Genomic DNA, 17,347 nt, shown 5'->3' on the forward strand with positions numbered 1-17,347 from the left:
CTAAAGTAGTTTTAAGAAAATTTAGTGCCTTGATGTTATTTATTTTTGAATAACTTTTTCTGCAACGCTTGTATTCACTAATGTTTTGTAATCAACTTGCTTTGGCAGTTCGCCGGCTTCTTTCATAATGTTTTGGAGATTGTTCCATTCTTCTTCATCGAGAATTGGATCTGTAGCAAAGGACCCTTGATTTTTATAACGATCAACCACCATTTTGATAATTTCAAAGTCAGTATCTTGGAAGTAAGGCTGAACGGCCTTAGCGATTTCTTCTGTACTATGTGTTTTCACCCATTGTTGTGCTTTATAAATGGCTCTCGTGAATTTTTCAACTGTTGCATTATGCTTCTTCATATAGCTTTGCTTTGCCATAAAGGTGGTATAGGGAACATGACCTGATTCCGTGCCGAACGAAGCGATGATATGACCTTTTCCTTCTTTTTCAAAAATACTGGCGGTTGGCTCGAATAATTGGACAAAATCACCGGTCCCAGAGGCAAAAGCACTAGAAATATTTGCGAAGTCAATGTTTTGAATTAAATTTAAATCCTTATGTGGATCGATTCCGTGTTTCTTTAAAACAAACTCCCCAACCATTTGCGGCATACCGCCTTTACGCTGGCCTAAGAAGGTTTTTCCTTTCAGCATATCCCATGAAAAGTTGTCAATTTTTTCTCTGGAAACAAGAAATGTTCCATCTGTTTGCGTTAATTGAGCAAAGTTAATCACCGGATCCTCTGCTCCTTGGGCATAAACGTAAATGGAAGTTTCTGAACCGACAAGTGCAATATCTGTTCCACCGGACAGCAATGCCGTCATCGTTTTGTCGCCACCGAAAGTAGTGGTCAGTTTTACATCCAATCCCTCAGCTTTGAAAAACCCTTTTTCCAAGGCAACATATTCAGGGGCATAAAAAATCGACCGGGTTACTTCAGCTAACCGAACCTTTTCCAGTTTTTTTGTCTTCGTAGTATCATTATTGCAGGCTGCAAGTGAGAACATAAGAATAGCAATGAGAAGTGTTGAGAAACTGAATTTTAACCATTTTTTCATATTAAACCTCCTAATCTTCAAAAGATCTGGGCTGCTTTTTGCCTACGATATCGTATGAAGAGGGAAAAAATGTGTGAATGCCCAGTTACAAAATTTTTTTAAAAAAGGGAGTGGTTAGGGTGAATGTAGAAACAGGGAAAATCATTGAAATGGATCGGTTTCCTTCCCCAAATCCGAATGTTGAGCTAAATCTGGTTACCTACCTTTCCAATGGATTAAAAGTGAAAGGTATGCTGGCAGTGCCGAAATATGAAAAAACAAATGAAGGCTTTTTATATTTACGCGGCGGGATTAAAAATGTTGGAAGAGTTAGACCAGCCAGAATTGCTCAGTTTGCAGCGGAAGGGTTTATTGTTTTTGCACCATTTTACCGGGGAAATCAGGGTGGAGAAGGGAATGAGGATTTTGCCGGTGAAGACAGGGAGGATGCATTTTCAGCTTTTTTGCTGTTAAAATCCCTTCCACAGGTTCAACATATTCATATTTTTGGCTTTTCACGAGGCGGGGTGATGGCGCTATTAACAGGAATTCAATTTCCAGAGGCAGCATCCCTTGTAACATGGGGAGGGGTAAGTGATATGGCCTTGACCTATATGGAGCGCACTGATTTGCGTAGAATGATGAAAAGAGTGATTGGCGGTACACCCGAAAAATTTCCTGAGCGGTATGAGGAACGGACTCCCTTATTTAAAATGGAGGCGTTAGAAGCACCTGTTTTAATTATCCATGGAGTGAATGATCATAATGTTTCGGTTGAACACGCATTTCGTCTTGAACGGAGGCTGAAAGCTGTAAACAAATCTGTTGAGGCATGGTATTTTGAGTCTTACACCCATTACTTTCCTCCGGGGGTAAATCGAAAAATTGTCCAAGATTTAACGAATTGGATGAAAAGGCAAATCAAAAGATGATAGAATGGAAGTAACCAATTAGCAGAGGAGTGGGTCATATGGGCATGCCTCTTGAGTTAAACACGATGATAGTAACAAAAGGAAATGAAAAGCGGGTAGAAGAAAATCTGTTCTATTTAGTAAAAGAAGGATACAGGCTCTATCCAATTGATATTCCGATTGAGGTTCGTAAAACGATACAAAGTGATTCTAATGGAACAGCGGTCATTCGGAAAGTGGAATGGCAGGAGAAAACGACTAAAATTACGTACCAATTAATTTCATTGAATTCAACGAATTAAGCAGGGGGTATTAGACTCCTGCTTTTTCTTTTATTAAAATCAGTTCGCAGATAAAAACGTGTTTATCGCAGAAGCATGATCCAGTAACGCAGATAAATGTTTCCTTATCGCAGATAAAAGTACGTTTACCGCAGATAAACCTAAATCAAGATAAAAAAAGAGATGCCAAACATTTGCGAGTGGCACCTCTTTTTTCATATTATGCGATTGGTCCGCCTTTTTCTTCGATATCGCTTGCGGCAGATGAAAACTTTTTGAAGTTTTGACGGAATTGTTCAGCTAATTCTTTTGCTTTCAGTTCATATGCATGTGCGTCTGACCATGTTTTGTTCGGTTGAAGCACCTCGTCTGGAACTCCTGCAATGTGAAGCGGGATATGCAGACCAAAGATTTTATCCTGAACAGTTTCAACATGATTTAATTCACCTTCAAGAGCTGCCTGAACCATTGCTCTTGTATAGGAAAGCTTCATTCTGTTGCCAACGCCATATTCTCCACCAGTCCAGCCTGTGTTTACAAGGAAAACATTTGCACCGTGTTCAAGGATTTTCTCACCAAGCATCTCTGCATAACGTTTTGCAGGCAGCGGCAGGAATGGCGCCCCAAAGCATGTTGAGAATGTAGCCTGTGGTGAAGTGATTCCACGTTCTGTACCGGCAAGCTTCGATGTATAACCGCTCAAGAAATGGTACATTGCTTGTTCCTTTGTTAATTTAGCGATTGGAGGCAGTACGCCAAATGCATCAGCCGTTAAAAAGACGATTGTATTTGGATGCCCAGCGATGCTTGGCTCAATAATGTTATCAATCGCTTGAATTGGGTAAGCTGCACGTGTATTTTCTGTTAATGTGTTATCATCATAGTCAGGAATTCTTGTTTCAGGATTCGTAATGACATTTTCTAACACAGTTCCAAAACGAATGGCATCAAAGATTTGCGGTTCTTTTTCACGAGTAAGACTAATGGTCTTTGCATAGCAGCCGCCTTCAATATTAAAAACTCCATTGGAAGACCAGCCATGTTCATCATCACCAATTAATTTGCGATTTGGATCTGCAGATAGTGTTGTTTTACCTGTTCCAGATAGACCGAAGAATAAAGCGACATCACCTTCTTGGCCAACATTGGCAGAACAGTGCATGGAAAGGATATTGTTTTCAGGCAGTAAATAATTCATGACAGAGAAAATGGACTTTTTCATTTCTCCCGCATATTCTGTACCACCGATTAAGACAGTGCGGCGTTCAAAAGAAATAATAATAAATGTTTCGGATTTTGTCCCATCAACAGCCGGATTTGCTTTAAAATTTGGTGCGGAAATAACGGTAAAGCCCGTTTCGTGTGCTAATAACTCTTCTGCATTAGGACGAATAAATAATTGATGGGCAAATAGGTTATGCCACGCATATTCATTAACCACTTGGATTGGCAGGCGAGATTTTTTATCTGCCCCGGCGAATCCTTTAAAAACATAGATTTCTTCTTTTGTCTTTAAATAGTCAAGCACTTTATTGTAAAGGTTTGTGAATGCTTCTTCAGAAATAGGCTGATTGTTTCCCCAATCAATTTTATCCTTTGTAGATCCTTCAGCAACAATAAATTTGTCGTGAGGAGAACGTCCAGTATATTTACCAGTTGCTACACTGATAGCACCTGATGAGGTTAAAGTTCCTTCATTACGGCTTAATACTTTCTCTACCAATTGCGGAACGGATAGTTGGATTTGAACATTTTTTTCATCTAATAATTGATTTAATTCATTAGGGATATGAAGAGAATTCATTTGGATGGGACCTTCCTTTTTAGTTTTTTTAGCAGGGACTGCATCTTGATAAAAAGTATAACACATTTAATTTATTAGTCTATACTAATTCGAAAAATAACTAACATTTTATACATTATTCATAAATTAATGCGTTTATTTAGGCAAAATGTTCATTAATATTATTTTTTACAAAAAATGATTTTTTCGCTGATTTTTATTGTTGGTTTATTTTTGAAAAATTGATTGACATCCTTCGACATGGTAGGTTAAGATTTAAAATTGAACGGATACTCTCTTATCCCGAGCTGGTGGAGGGACAGGCCCAATGAAACCCAGCAACCTGCTATTTTCAGGAAAGCAGTCGACAAAAGGATAATCCTTTTTAAACTGGTCATTTTCTAAGCAAAGGTGCTAAACCTGAAGCAAGGCTAGACCTTGAACGATAAGAGTGAAAGGCGCGGAAACAGTATGCTCTTGACCTTTCCTCAAATGGAAAGGTTTTTTGTTTTGGTGCAGTAATCTTTTATTTCTACCCTTGAAAATGTACAATGGGCTTGTTTTTCTCATAAAATGCCCGTATTTATTTCATACTACTAAGGGAATGAGTACCGTATCAGCCCGAGGTTAAATGGAAAAGGTTTAAAAGCCTACACAGATAACCTCATATAATAAATTTAGGAGGAATTCAGATTGTCAACAAAACGTCGTTTGTTTACTTCTGAATCAGTAACCGAAGGTCATCCGGATAAAATCTGTGACCAAATTTCTGATTCCATTTTAGATGCCATTTTAGCAAAGGATGCTAATGCACGTGTTGCAGCTGAAACTTCAGTTACAACGGGATTAGTCCTTGTTGCCGGTGAAATCACCACTTCTACTTATGTGGACATTCCAAAAATCGTTCGTGAAACCATTAAAGGAATTGGTTATAACCGTGCAAAATATGGCTTCGACTCCGAAACCTGTGCGGTATTAACCTCAATTGATGAACAATCACCTGACATTGCGATGGGAGTTGATCAGGCACTTGAAGCCCGTGAAGGTCAGATGTCTGATGAACAAATTGAAGCAATTGGCGCAGGAGACCAAGGTTTAATGTTTGGGTTTGCTTGTAATGAGACAAAAGAACTTATGCCGCTTCCAATCGCACTTGCTCATAAGCTAGCACGCCGTTTAACTGAAGTTCGTAAAGAGGAAATTCTTCCATACCTTCGTCCAGACGGAAAAACTCAAGTAACGGTTGAATATGATGAAAATGATAAACCAGTTCGGATTGATACAATCGTAATTTCAACCCAGCATCATCCTGAAATTGCTCTTGAGCAAATTCAGCGCAATTTAAAGGAATATGTAATTAATCCGGTTGTACCAAAAGAACTAATTGATGAAAATACAAAATACTTCATTAACCCTACTGGCCGTTTCGTTATTGGCGGACCTCAAGGGGATGCAGGTTTAACTGGCCGTAAAATTATCGTTGATACGTATGGCGGCTATGCTCGTCATGGCGGCGGTGCATTCTCCGGTAAGGATCCTACAAAGGTTGACCGTTCTGCTGCCTATGCAGCGCGTTATGTAGCAAAAAATATCGTTGCTGCAGGACTTGCTGAAAAATGTGAAGTACAGCTTGCATATGCTATTGGTGTAGCAAGACCGGTATCCATTTCTGTAGATACCTTTGGAACAGGTAAGGTAAACGAAGAGATTTTGGTTGAATTAGTAAGTAAAAACTTTGATCTTCGACCTGCAGGCATTATCAATATGCTTGACCTTCGCCGTCCAATTTACAAACAAACAGCAGCTTACGGACATTTCGGACGTACAGATGTTGACCTTCCTTGGGAGCGTACAGACAAAGCTGACGCCCTTCGCGAACAAGCAAATCAATAAACATTTTAAGGAAAGAGAGTTACATAACCCTGTAACTCTCTTTTTTTTCGTCACATACATAAACGGTTAGAAGAATAGGATGTTTAAGTCATCCTAAACAGGTGAAAACTGGATAATATCTATTTTTAAAATGAAGCAGGTGAGATACGATGTGCGGATTTATTGGCTGTGTCCATGATCAGCCAAAGGTTTATCGGGATGAACAAAAACAACAATTTAAAACGATGAATGATATTATTACCCATCGTGGACCTGACGATGATGGCTTTTATCATGATGAATATGTTCAATTTGGGTTCCGCCGCTTAAGTATCATTGATATTGAAAGTGGGCACCAGCCATTAACATTTGAAAATGAACGTTATTGGATTATTTTTAATGGTGAAGTATATAACTATGTTGAATTACGTGAAGAGCTTTTAATAGAAGGAATAGAATTTACCACAAGTTCTGACACGGAGGTCATTGTCGCTCTTTACAGTCATTTAAAAGAGCAAGCTGTTGAAAAACTTCGTGGTATGTTTGCCTTTATTATTTGGGACAAACAGGAACAGCGGCTTTTTGGAGCACGGGATCCCTTTGGCATTAAACCATTTTTCTATTTTGAAGAGAATGGAAAAACCTTCTTTGCTTCCGAGAAAAAGAGCATTTTGCTTGCACGTAAAAATGAGGTTCTGAATTATAATGCCTTGCAGCACTACTTTACCTATCAATTTGTCCCCGAACCGGAAACCTTATCAGAAGGAATTAAAAAATTAGAACCTGGACATTTTTTCACAAAAAAAATTGGCACTTCGATGGAAATCAAAAGGTACTGGAAAGCGCAGTTTCATCCTATTACCCGATCGGAATCGGATGTGATAAAAGAAATCAGGGATGTACTAACTGAATCGGTAAAAATTCATATGCGTAGTGATGTTCCAGTCGGTTCCTTCCTATCAGGAGGAATTGATTCGTCTATTATTGTTTCATTAGCAAAGGAATTTCACCCGGCAATTAAGACGTTTTCAGTCGGTTTTGAACGAAATGGATTCAGTGAAATTGATGTTGCCAAGGAAACGGCAGACAAACTTGGGGTTGAAAATATCAGTTATGTGATTCCACCTGAGGAGTATATGGCTGAACTCCCAAAAATCATGTGGCATATGGATGATCCGCTTGCCGACCCGGCCTGTGTTCCTCTTTATTTCGTAGCCCGTGAAGCACGGAAGCATGTGACGGTGGTTCTCTCCGGTGAAGGAGCGGATGAACTTTTTGGCGGATATAATATATACCGGGAACCGCAATCCCTGGAAGTTTTTAATAAAGTCCCAAGAGCGGTGAAATTATTTTTAAAATGGATGGCCTCCGTTATGCCGGAAGGTACAAAAGGGAAAAGCTTTATTGAACGCGGGGTAACTCCAATGGAGGAACGCTATATTGGGAATGCCAAAATGTTTACGGAAGAACAGAAGCGGGAGTTGCTGAATGTTTATCAAGAAGGTTTGAATTATACGGAGATTACTAAACCTTTTTATCAAGAATCATTTGGGTATGCCCCTGTTAACCGCATGCAGTTCATTGATATTCATACATGGCTGCGGGGAGATATTTTATTGAAGGCCGATAAAATGACGATGGCCCATTCCTTAGAGTTGCGTGTTCCCTTTTTAGACAAGTCGGTTTTTGCAGTTGCTTCCAAAATACCTGATAGTCTAAAAACAGCAAATGGAACGACAAAGTATATTTTAAGAAAAGCAGTAGAGGGTATTGTGCCGGATCATGTGTTAGATCGAAAAAAGCTGGGGTTTCCTGTGCCGATTCGCCACTGGCTGAAGGATGAAATGAATGAATGGGCGAAATCTACTATCCGTGAAAGCGGGACCGATCATTTAATCAATAAAAGCTATTTATTGAAGTTATTGGATGAGCATTGTCAGGGTAAAGGGGATTACAGCCGGAAAATTTGGACCGTGCTTATGTTCATGATTTGGCATCAGGTATACATTGAGGAAAAGTACTCATTTCAGAGGGAGTTTGCAAGAGAGCCGGAAGTATTAAAAAACTAAGGGACTTACCATCATCCCTTAGTTTTTTGTTTGCAGTGATTTATAATACTGACCCTTTTCTGCGTATTCCCGAATGATTCTTTCCATGTCTTTAATATCTTCAGCATTTAATTCACGAATGACCTTTGCCGGTCTGCCAAATGCCAATGTATTTGGAGGAATTTTTTTACCTTGCGGGACAAGACTGCCAGCACCAATAAATGCACCCTCTCCAATTTCGGCTTGATCGAGAATAATGGAACCCATCCCGATTAATGCCTTTTTTCGAATAATACAACTATGTAAAATGACTTGATGACCAACGGTTACTTCATCTTCTAAAATGAGCGGATTATTTGGACTTTGGTGCAGGACGGAATTGTCTTGTATGTTTACCTTATTACCAATAATGGTAGGTGCTACGTCCCCGCGGATGGATGTGTTAAACCATATCCCCGATTCTTCTCCGATGGTAACATCGCCGGTGATGGTGACATAGTCAGCGATAAATGCTGAATCAGCAATTTGTGGGTATTTATTTTTAAAAGGATAAATCATTCATTTTTTCCCCTTTCTAGGTGATGGTTTTATTTTAACTAAAACGAGGAAGAAATAAAAAGTATTTGAACGTCTCTCATTAAATGCATGTCATTTTTGTAACTTATGTTAAAATAATATAATAATTATGACTAGGGTTCTAATATTTTGTCTATTGTTTCGTTCTAGCACGGAGCGCTTGCGGTTTCTAAGGAGGAAGGAAAATGTGGAAGTGGGAAGCAGAAGGGGAGGCTAAGGCGGTTATTGTGATGGTTCATGGGGCAATGGAACATCATCGCCGCTACGGTTGGCTGATTGAAATGTGGAGAACATCTGGCTTTCATGTCATCATGGCCGATCTTCCCGGTCAAGGCATGACCACTAGAACCCGCAGGGGCCACATTGATTCCTTTGATGAATACATACTAGAAGTGAAGGACTGGGTTCAGGCTGCCTATCGCTACAATCTGCCTGTATTTTTACTTGGTCACAGCATGGGCGGTTTAATTTCGATTCGGCTCATGCAGGAGGAGAGAATGAATCTAGCCGGTGTGATTCTTTCTTCCCCTTGCCTTGGCCTTGTCCAAAAGCCATCCAAGTTTTTAGAGTTTCTCTCGTATGGTTTGAATTTTGTTTTCCCTTCCTTTCGAATCAATTCTGGTTTAACGGTGGAAATGGCGACAAGGAATCTGGATGTAAGGGAAGCCGATGTAAATGATACTCTATATGTGACAAAGGTTTCTGTCAGATGGTATCGTGAATTAACGACAGCAATGAAACTTGGTTTTTTGAATATGGAAAAAACGCATGATGTACCTATCCTTGTAATGCAGGGTGGGGATGATAAAATTGTCAATAAAAAAGCGGTAAAAGATTGGTTTAACCATGCTCCATTTTCAGAAAAAAGATTTAAGGAATGGCCAAAATTGTACCATGAGATTTTTAACGAGCCTGAGCGGGAAGAGGTTTTTGAATACGCAAAAGACTTTGTTACCAGTCAGTTGAAAGCAATTGGGTATATTGTATAAAAAAGAGGTGGAATGATGAGTTTTTCGATGATGCCAATCAATCTAATGTCAAACGTATACCGTAAAATCATTCCGGCTGTACACCAAGAATTAGGCTACTGGAAAAAACGCGCAGAAAATATTCCAAATTCGGAGTTGCGAACCCAGGCACTTGCAAGTATAGAGCATAAAACGTTTCACTGTGAAGGCGGTGCTATTCTGGCTCTGACTGCCAATCAGCATTATAAAAAGGCTGTTAAGTTTATTGTTGCTTATCAAACCATTAGCGATTATTTGGACAATCTTTGTGATCGTAGTACATCCCTTGATCCAAACGATTTTGCCGCCCTTCACGAATCCATGGCAGATGCACTATCAATAGAAGCAACAAGGAAAAATTATTATCGCCTTCGTGAAGACCAGGATGATGATGATTATTTAAATGATTTGGCAGCAACATGTCGGTCGGTATTAAACGAAATGGGAAATTATGAGTTAATTAAAAAATACCTTCTAGAGCTTTGCCGCTATTATTGTGATCTGCAAATTCACAAGCATGTGGTAAAAGAAGAGCGGGTACCTAGGTTGGAAAATTGGTTTAATCTTTATAAAAATCAACTTCCAGACATGGAATGGTATGAGTTTTCTGCCTGCTCCGGTTCTACTCTTGGAATATTTTGCCTCATTTCCTATGCGATGCGGGAAGATTTCCAGGAGAAGGATGCGGAAAATATCCGTAAAGGTTATTTTCCTTATATACAAGGGTTGCATATTTTATTAGATTATTTTATTGATCAAGAGGAAGATATTGAGGGCGGAGATTTGAATTTTTGTTTCTATTATGAAAATCAGGAAAAGCTCTTTAAAAGGTTGAAACACTTTGTTTTAGAAGCTGACCGTCATACAGAATACCTTCCTCACAAGAAATTCCACCAGTTGATTAATCGCGGTTTGTTAGGGATTTATTTATCGGATCGAAAAGTAAGAAAACAAAAGAATGTTCGGAAATTAGCAAAGGAAATCATAAAAACTGGCGGAATCATTAGCTACTTCTTTTTTATCAATGGACTGGCTTATCGTTCTTTTCAAAAATGGGTGCCATCATTTGCTACAAGATTGATAAAGTAAAAAACCAGGCTTTTTCAAACCTGGTTTTTAACGTTTTTCAATCGCCACAATAAATGGCGGATGATTTTGTTGGTTGATAAATTGATACATTAGGACATGAGCAGACTTTTGGGCGAGTGTTTGGCAATACTCTAGTACCGCATCACGCTCAAATGCACCTTCAGAATGACCATGATAAATGACAAGAATAATGATTCCTTCAGGCTCCATTATGTCTAAAAGCTGCTCAACTGCTGCAATAGTCGTTCCAGGTTTTGTGACAACCGTTTTATCGCTGCCTGGTAGATATCCAAGGTTAAAAATTGCTCCTGTTATTTTTCCATAATCAGCAGCGGGAATTTTTTGTTTGATTTTCTCGTGTCCGTCATGAAAAAGTGTTACCCGTTCGAGCATGTTATGCTCGGACAGCCGTTGTTTACTTGCTCCTATGGCTTCTTCTTGAATATCAAAACCATATACTTTCCCATTTTCGCCGACAAGCTCCGCTAAAAATAGGCTATCGTGTCCGTTCCCAAGTGTTGCATCAACAGCAATATCGCCAGGTTTTACAGCTTTTGCTAGTAACTGTTTTGCGAAAGGAAGAATCCGCTCTAATTTCATTGGATATTCCCCTTTTGAAAAAATTTCCCCTGCCAGCTGTTTCTTCTTTTTAGTTCGGCATCAATTGCATTCAAAACTTCCCATTTATTTACACTCCACATTGGTCCAACCATTAAGTCAATTGGTCCATCACCGGTAATGCGATGGACAATCATTTCGGGTGGTAATATTTCTAATTGGTCGCATACTAGGCTTACATAGTTTTCTTGGGAAAGAAACTCTAGCATGCCTTTTTCATATTGTTTTACCATTGGTGTCCCTTTTAAAAGGTGAAGTAAATGAATTTTAATCCCTTGAACATCTAGTTTTGCGACCTCACGGGCAGTCTCCATCATCATTTCATTCGTTTCAAGCGGCAGACCGTTAATAATATGAGAGCAAATGCGAATCCCATGTTTTCTTAATTTGTTAACTCCCTCAACATAGCATTGAAAATCATGGGCGCGGTTAATTAACATAGCTGTCCGTTCATGAACAGTCTGTAAACCAAGCTCGACCCAAAGATAGGTTCTTTCATTTAATTCAGCCAGATATTCAACCACATCATCTGGTAGACAGTCCGGGCGGGTGGCAATCGACAGCCCAACAACGCCTTCCTGCTTGAGAACCGATTCATACTTCTCACGAAGAACTTCAACAGGTGCATGGGTATTCGTGAACGCTTGGAAATAGGCCATATATTTTCCGTCTTTCCATTTTGTATGCATTTTTTCTTTTATTTCAAGAAATTGGGTTTCTAATGTCTCGGCGCGGTTTCCGGCGAAGTCACCAGAACCTGAAGCACTGCAAAAGGTACAGCCTCCATGGGCTACAGTACCATCACGGTTTGGGCAATCGAAGCCGCCATCTAATGCCACTTTAAAAACCTTGTGGCCGAATTGCTGGCGAAGATGATAATTCCACGTATGGTAACGTTTATCATCTAATGCATATGGAAAAGGTTTCGTTTCAATCATTCGAAAACCTCCTTATTAAAAATTTTTACAAAGAAGCACATAAAATAAATTTTATCATGAAGTATTGGCTTATCCAAATGGATTTTATTTGCTGTTATAGGAAAAGAAATCGAGAACAAAATAAGGATTGAAGCGGTGCGCTTCAGGGTTCACAGCAATAGGAAAGGGGTTCTAAGATGGCTACTCGTGATTCAATGAGTCATTTAATTCAGCAATGTGAGGATGCTATTCGATTTGCCCAGGATCAATATCGGGAAGGCAGCCTTCAACAACATTATAATAACGATGATTATACGAATGCCCTACAAGGACTAGAACAAACCTATCAGGATGTTTGTAAAATGGCACAATTTGCAAATGGACAACAAAGGGAGCAGCTGCACAGAATGAGACTACAGCTGCAACAGATTCAAAATACAATGATTTTACAGGGGCCTTATCAAAATACACAAATTCTTGAGTAACCAATGAGGAGGAAACTTTGGTGAAAAAACGGTCGAAACAGCAAAATCCGGAACAAAAAACAAGGAATGGCATCAATAATAACGATTTAGAGTTAGGTCAGGATGTTGATTTAGTAAAACAGGCAAAAAAGAAATATGAAGAGACAGGCGGTCAACCAGTAAAATCGAAATTTCATCAAGAAAAGGAACAATCTTCTTAATACGCTGTTCACCCTCAACAAATTGTTGGGGGTTTTTTATATTTGATTTTTCAGTCGAAGTAAGGCAATGAAAAAGGATTGCGCGTTAGGTAAAAGTACACTACACTTATGTAGGGTTTCGAAATATTTATATGTAAAGGGGAATTTTCATGCCGCGTGCATTATGGCTGTTAATTATCGGGATGGCAGTGAATTCAACTGGCTCTTCTTTTTTATGGCCTTTAAATACAATCTATATCCATAACCATTTGGGGAAAAGTTTAGCAATGGCCGGGCTGGTTCTTATGTTAAATAGCGGAGCGAGCGTCATTGGTAATTTAATAGGAGGAAGTTTTTTCGATAAATTTGGTGGGTTTAAATCGATTTTAATCGGGATTTTTATCTCCCTTTTTGCGGTGGCAGGACTTTCTATTTGGCATGATTGGCCAGAATATGTAATTTTTCTAACCATCATTGGACTCGGAACGGGAATTATCTTCCCGTCCATGTACGCCATGGCAGGCTCTGTCTGGGTAGAAGGGGGACGTAAATCCTTTAATGCATTATATGTGGCGCAAAATCTGGGGGTTGCGATCGGGGCCGCTCTTGGTGGAGTTGTTGCCGATTACTCCTTCCAATTGATTTTCCTTGCTAACACTTTGATGTATATCATCTTTTTGCTGATTGCGGTATTTGGTTATAGGGGAATTCATGTTGTTCCTATTCAGAAGGCGAAAAAGCTTCAGGAACATACTGCTATTAAAAACAAAAGAAACTTACAGGCCTTGTTGATACTTTGTTCAGGGTATTTACTTTGCTGGGCGGGTTATGTTCAATGGACAACAACAATCGCCTCGTATACTCAGCAAATCCATATTTCTTTATCACAGTATAGCTTTTTATGGACAATTAATGGGGCGCTCATTGTCCTGGGACAGCCAATTTTAAATAGTATATTAAAACGCTGGGTTACTTCGTTAAAGATACAGATGGTGACTGGAATCATTATTTTTATTATTTCCTTTGTCGTAGCAGGTAATTCCGATGCTTTTCCAGGGTTTCTTGCAGGAATGATTATTTTAACAATCGGTGAAATGTTTATATGGCCCGCGGTCCCGACGGTTGCATTTACTTTGGCCCCTAAGGGCCGTGAAGGATTTTACCAAGGGATTGTAAACAGTACCGCCACAGGAGGAAGAATGCTCGGACCCTTCCTAGGCGGAATACTCGTCGACCTATACAGCATGTCCGCATTGTTTACAATATCAATTGCCCTATTCATGGTTGCCATCGTCGCAACCCTAATCTATGACCGCACAACGGTGACAGGCACCGTTCGTGGACAAATCTAAGGATTTGTCCGTGTGCAGTGGACAAAGTGGTTAAAAAACCGCTTTGTCCATTTTTATGTTTAAAAGAGAAGGAATGCGGCAATTCTGAATTTAGGCTTTTGTTATCTTGCAAATTGCCGGGAAATTTTATACAATATCCGTATATCTTTATATTAAAAGACATGGATTAGGAATAGTAATGGTTCCTGCCCGTTTAGAGAGTTGACGGCTGGTGAAAGTCAATCGGGTACATCATGAACTCGCCTAGGAGTTGCAGGCACGAAAGAATAGTAATGTTTGCCGTTTACCGCGTTAAGGATAATGAAGCGAGTGTTTTAACACTAATGTGGGTGGTACCGCGGGAAGATACATACAATCCTCTCGTCCCTGTTTAGGGATGAGAGTTTTTTTATTTTTAAGGAGGAAAATCTTATGAGTTTCGATCATCAACAAATCGAAAAGAAGTGGCAAAAGAAGTGGGAAGAGGAGAAGACATTCAAAACAAGCGAAGAGTATGATAAACGAAAATTCTATGCGCTTGATATGTTTCCATATCCTTCCGGTGCCGGACTTCATGTTGGACACCCTGAAGGCTATACAGCAACAGATATTCTTTCACGTACGAAACGGATGCAGGGCTATAATGTTCTTCACCCAATGGGCTGGGATGCCTTTGGTTTACCTGCAGAACAATATGCATTGGATACCGGAAATGACCCGGCAGAATTCACCGAACAGAATATTAACACGTTCCGCAGACAAATTAAATCACTAGGTTTTTCTTACGATTGGGACCGTGAAGTAAACACAACTGATCCTGAATATTATAAATGGACCCAGTGGATTTTCTTGAAATTATGGGAAAAGGGTCTTGCTTATATTGATGAAGTGGCGGTTAACTGGTGTCCGGCACTTGGAACCGTATTAGCAAATGAAGAAGTCATCGATGGAAAAAGCGAACGCGGCGGACACCCGGTAGAACGCCGTCCAATGAAGCAATGGATGTTGAAAATTACTGCCTATGCTGACCGTTTGCTTGAAGACCTTGAAGAGCTTGATTGGCCGGAAAGTTTGAAAGAAATGCAGCGCAATTGGATTGGCCGCTCTGAAGGTGCTGAAGTCACCTTCCAAATCGATGGACATGATGATACCTTCACAGTGTTCACAACAAGACCTGATACACTATATGGAGCAACTTATGCGGTGCTTGCCCCTGAACATGCTTTTGTTGAAAAAATTACAACCGCTGAGCAACGTTCAGCAGTGGAGGCTTATTTAGATAAAGTAAAAACCAAAAGCGATCTTGAGCGGACAGATCTTGCAAAAGAGAAAACAGGTGTATTTACAGGTGCTTATGCTATAAATCCAGTAAATGGTGAAAAAATGCCAATCTGGATTGCTGATTATGTGTTAGTAAGCTATGGAACTGGTGCAATTATGGCGGTTCCGGCACATGATGAACGTGACTATGAATTCGCAAAGCAATTCGATCTTCCTATTAAGCAGGTTGTTGCTGGCGGAAGTATTGAAAACGAAGCATACACAGGCGACGGGGAACATATTAACTCTGAATTCTTAAATGGTTTAGATAAAACAGAAGCAATTCAAAAGATGATTGCTTGGCTTGAAGAAAAAGGAATTGGCACTAAGAAAGTAACCTTCCGTTTACGTGACTGGTTATTCAGCCGCCAGCGTTACTGGGGTGAACCAATTCCAATTATCCATTGGGAAGATGGCGTAATGACCGCTGTGCCGGAAGAAGAGCTTCCGTTAATGCTACCAAAAACAACGGAAATACGACCTTCTGGAACAGGTGAATCACCACTTGCTAATATCGATGACTGGGTAAATGTAGTTGATCCAGAAACCGGTAAAAAAGGCCGTCGTGAAACCAATACGATGCCGCAATGGGCAGGCAGCTGCTGGTACTATTTACGCTATATTGATCCAAAAAATAATCAGGCACTTGCTGCTGAAGAAAAATTAAAGCATTGGCTTCCGGTTGATACCTATATTGGCGGTGCGGAGCATGCGGTGCTTCACTTACTTTACGCTCGTTTTTGGCATAAGTTTTTATTTGATATTGGTGTTGTGCCAACGAAGGAACCATTCCAAAAGCTATTTAATCAAGGAATGATTTTAGGCGAAAATAACGAAAAAATGAGTAAATCTAAAGGAAATGTCGTCAATCCGGATGATATCGTGGATAGCCATGGTGCTGATACGCTTCGCTTATATGAAATGTTCATGGGACCTCTTGATGCCTCAATTGCATGGTCAACGAATGGCCTTGACGGTTCACGACGCTTCCTAGACCGGATTTGGCGTTTATTAGTGGAAGAGAATGGCGAAGTAAATCCGAAGATCCAGCCAAATGAGGAAGCCGCTAATTTGGAGAAAATCTATCATCAAACTGTAAAAAAAGTTACAGAGGATTATGAAGGCTTACGTTTTAATACGGCTATTTCACAAATGATGGTATTTATCAATGAAGCTTATAAATCAACGGTCCTTCCAAAGGATTATATGGAGGGCTTTGTGAAATTACTTTCACCAGTCTGCCCGCATATTGCAGAAGAGCTTTGGGAAAAGTTAGGCCACAGTGGTACAATTTCCTATGAAACATGGCCAGCATACGATGAGGCAAAGCTTGTCGATGAAGAAGTTGAAATTGTCATCCAAGTAAATGGCAAAGTGAAAACAAAGCTAAAGGTACCAACAGATGCGAGTAAAGAAGCGTTAGAAGGTATCGCCATGGACGATGACCGGGTGAAGGAACAAATCGAAGGAAAAACTGTTCGCAAGGTTATAACGGTTCCGGGTAAGCTAGTCAATATCGTGGCAAACTAATACAATTGAACATCCTCCAGCAAAAAGCTGGAGGATGCTTTCTGAAAGGATGGTAAATATGGAAGAGATTAAGATTATTACTCCAGAAGAATTGAAGTCAAAGCTTGAGCAAGGGGAAAAGCTGGAGCTTGTTGACGTAAGGGAAGATGAAGAGGTTGCTGAGGGAATGATTCCGGGTGCAAAGCATATCCGGATGGGAGATATCCCGGCCAACCTTGATTATTTCGATAAGGATAAAGAATATATCTTTATCTGCCGCTCAAGCCGCCGTAGTGAAAATGTCTGCTACTACTTGCAGGAACAAGGCTATAAAGTTCGCAATATGATTGGCGGTATGATGAACTGGACGGGTGAAACCAAATAAACGA

General features: G+C 39.9%; 16 protein-coding genes, 1 riboswitch and 1 other annotated feature. Of the genes, 11 read left to right on the forward strand and 5 right to left on the reverse strand.

Features of this window, described 5'->3' with window-relative positions; genetic code table 11:
• Positions 1 to 39: 39 nt before the first annotated feature.
• Positions 40 to 1,053, reverse strand: a complete 1,014-nt coding sequence (locus M028_RS0100340; protein ID WP_026572119.1) for an ABC transporter substrate-binding protein — start codon at positions 1,051 to 1,053, stop codon at positions 40 to 42.
• 149 nt (positions 1,054 to 1,202) lie between these two features.
• On the opposite strand from M028_RS0100340, the gene M028_RS0100345 reads away from it, so the two are divergent.
• Complete coding sequence (locus tag M028_RS0100345; protein ID WP_035423628.1) at positions 1,203 to 1,964, forward strand: prolyl oligopeptidase family serine peptidase; 762 nt, start codon at positions 1,203 to 1,205, stop codon at positions 1,962 to 1,964.
• A 38-nt stretch (positions 1,965 to 2,002) separates the two neighbouring features.
• Positions 2,003 to 2,245, forward strand: a complete 243-nt coding sequence (locus M028_RS0100350) for a DUF2584 domain-containing protein (RefSeq protein ID WP_026572121.1) — start codon at positions 2,003 to 2,005, stop codon at positions 2,243 to 2,245.
• Between the two features lie 199 nt (positions 2,246 to 2,444).
• On the opposite strand, the gene pckA is transcribed toward M028_RS0100350, so the two are convergent.
• Entirely contained in the window at positions 2,445 to 4,028 is a 1,584-nt protein-coding gene (gene pckA / locus M028_RS0100355; RefSeq protein WP_026572122.1) for a phosphoenolpyruvate carboxykinase (ATP), read from the reverse strand.
• A 274-nt stretch (positions 4,029 to 4,302) separates the two neighbouring features.
• A riboswitch (SAM riboswitch) is annotated at positions 4,303 to 4,459 on the forward strand.
• A gap of 241 nt (positions 4,460 to 4,700) precedes the next feature.
• Between pckA and metK the strand changes: the two genes are divergently transcribed.
• Together metK and asnB are read left to right on the forward strand one after the other, a co-directional pair.
• Positions 4,701 to 5,900 carry a methionine adenosyltransferase gene (gene metK, locus M028_RS0100360; protein ID WP_026572123.1) on the forward strand — a complete coding sequence of 400 codons (1,200 nt, stop codon included), beginning with the start codon at positions 4,701 to 4,703 and terminating at the stop codon, positions 5,898 to 5,900.
• Positions 5,901 to 6,049: 149 nt separating this feature from the next.
• Positions 6,050 to 7,948 carry an asparagine synthase (glutamine-hydrolyzing) gene (gene asnB / locus M028_RS0100365; RefSeq protein ID WP_026572124.1) on the forward strand — a complete coding sequence of 633 codons (1,899 nt, stop codon included), beginning with the start codon at positions 6,050 to 6,052 and terminating at the stop codon, positions 7,946 to 7,948.
• 18 nt (positions 7,949 to 7,966) lie between these two features.
• Here the strand turns inward: asnB and M028_RS0100370 are convergent, their stop codons facing one another.
• Positions 7,967 to 8,485, reverse strand: coding sequence for a gamma carbonic anhydrase (locus tag M028_RS0100370; protein WP_026572125.1), 519 nt, complete (start codon positions 8,483 to 8,485; stop codon positions 7,967 to 7,969).
• Between the two features lie 203 nt (positions 8,486 to 8,688).
• Here M028_RS0100370 and M028_RS0100375 point away from each other — a divergent pair, with 203 nt between their 5' ends.
• Together M028_RS0100375 and M028_RS0100380 are read left to right on the forward strand one after the other, a co-directional pair.
• On the forward strand, positions 8,689 to 9,492 hold the full coding sequence (locus tag M028_RS0100375; RefSeq protein WP_026572126.1) for an alpha/beta hydrolase: 804 nt from the start codon (positions 8,689 to 8,691) through the stop codon (positions 9,490 to 9,492).
• 15 nt (positions 9,493 to 9,507) lie between these two features.
• Positions 9,508 to 10,599 carry a tetraprenyl-beta-curcumene synthase family protein gene (locus tag M028_RS0100380; RefSeq protein ID WP_026572127.1) on the forward strand — a complete coding sequence of 364 codons (1,092 nt, stop codon included), beginning with the start codon at positions 9,508 to 9,510 and terminating at the stop codon, positions 10,597 to 10,599.
• Between the two features lie 27 nt (positions 10,600 to 10,626).
• On the opposite strand, the gene M028_RS0100385 is transcribed toward M028_RS0100380, so the two are convergent.
• Together M028_RS0100385 and M028_RS0100390 are read right to left on the reverse strand one after the other, a co-directional pair.
• On the reverse strand, positions 10,627 to 11,199 hold the full coding sequence (locus M028_RS0100385; RefSeq protein ID WP_026572128.1) for a tRNA (mnm(5)s(2)U34)-methyltransferase: 573 nt from the start codon (positions 11,197 to 11,199) through the stop codon (positions 10,627 to 10,629).
• Positions 11,196 to 12,155: a TIGR01212 family radical SAM protein gene (locus M028_RS0100390; RefSeq protein WP_026572129.1), complete on the reverse strand. Its 960-nt coding sequence runs from the start codon at positions 12,153 to 12,155 to the stop codon at positions 11,196 to 11,198. Before M028_RS0100390 ends, M028_RS0100385 begins: the two co-directional genes overlap by 4 nt.
• A gap of 176 nt (positions 12,156 to 12,331) precedes the next feature.
• Here M028_RS0100390 and M028_RS0100395 point away from each other — a divergent pair, with 176 nt between their 5' ends.
• The 5 genes from M028_RS0100395 (at position 12,332) to M028_RS0100420 (ending at position 17,343) form a co-directional block, all read left to right on the forward strand.
• Positions 12,332 to 12,619, forward strand: a complete 288-nt coding sequence (locus tag M028_RS0100395) for a YtzC family protein (protein ID WP_026572130.1) — start codon at positions 12,332 to 12,334, stop codon at positions 12,617 to 12,619.
• Between the two features lie 20 nt (positions 12,620 to 12,639).
• On the forward strand, positions 12,640 to 12,819 hold the full coding sequence (locus M028_RS0100400; protein ID WP_026572131.1) for a hypothetical protein: 180 nt from the start codon (positions 12,640 to 12,642) through the stop codon (positions 12,817 to 12,819).
• A gap of 149 nt (positions 12,820 to 12,968) precedes the next feature.
• Complete coding sequence (locus tag M028_RS0100410) at positions 12,969 to 14,150, forward strand: MDR family MFS transporter (protein ID WP_026572132.1); 1,182 nt, start codon at positions 12,969 to 12,971, stop codon at positions 14,148 to 14,150.
• A 153-nt stretch (positions 14,151 to 14,303) separates the two neighbouring features.
• Positions 14,304 to 14,521: a binding site (T-box leader), on the forward strand.
• 40 nt (positions 14,522 to 14,561) lie between these two features.
• The gene (leuS, locus tag M028_RS0100415; RefSeq protein ID WP_026572133.1) at positions 14,562 to 16,979 is read left to right on the forward strand and encodes a leucine--tRNA ligase; all 2,418 of its coding nucleotides are present in this window, start codon (positions 14,562 to 14,564) and stop codon (positions 16,977 to 16,979) included.
• A 58-nt stretch (positions 16,980 to 17,037) separates the two neighbouring features.
• Entirely contained in the window at positions 17,038 to 17,343 is a 306-nt protein-coding gene (locus M028_RS0100420) for a rhodanese-like domain-containing protein (RefSeq protein WP_026572134.1), read from the forward strand.
• The last annotated feature ends 4 nt before the right edge of the window (positions 17,344 to 17,347 follow it).

Origin of the sequence: Bacillus sp. UNC438CL73TsuS30, assembly GCF_000482325.1 — a bacterium.
In the GTDB taxonomy this organism is placed as follows: Bacteria; Bacillota; Bacilli; order Bacillales; family Cytobacillaceae; genus Neobacillus.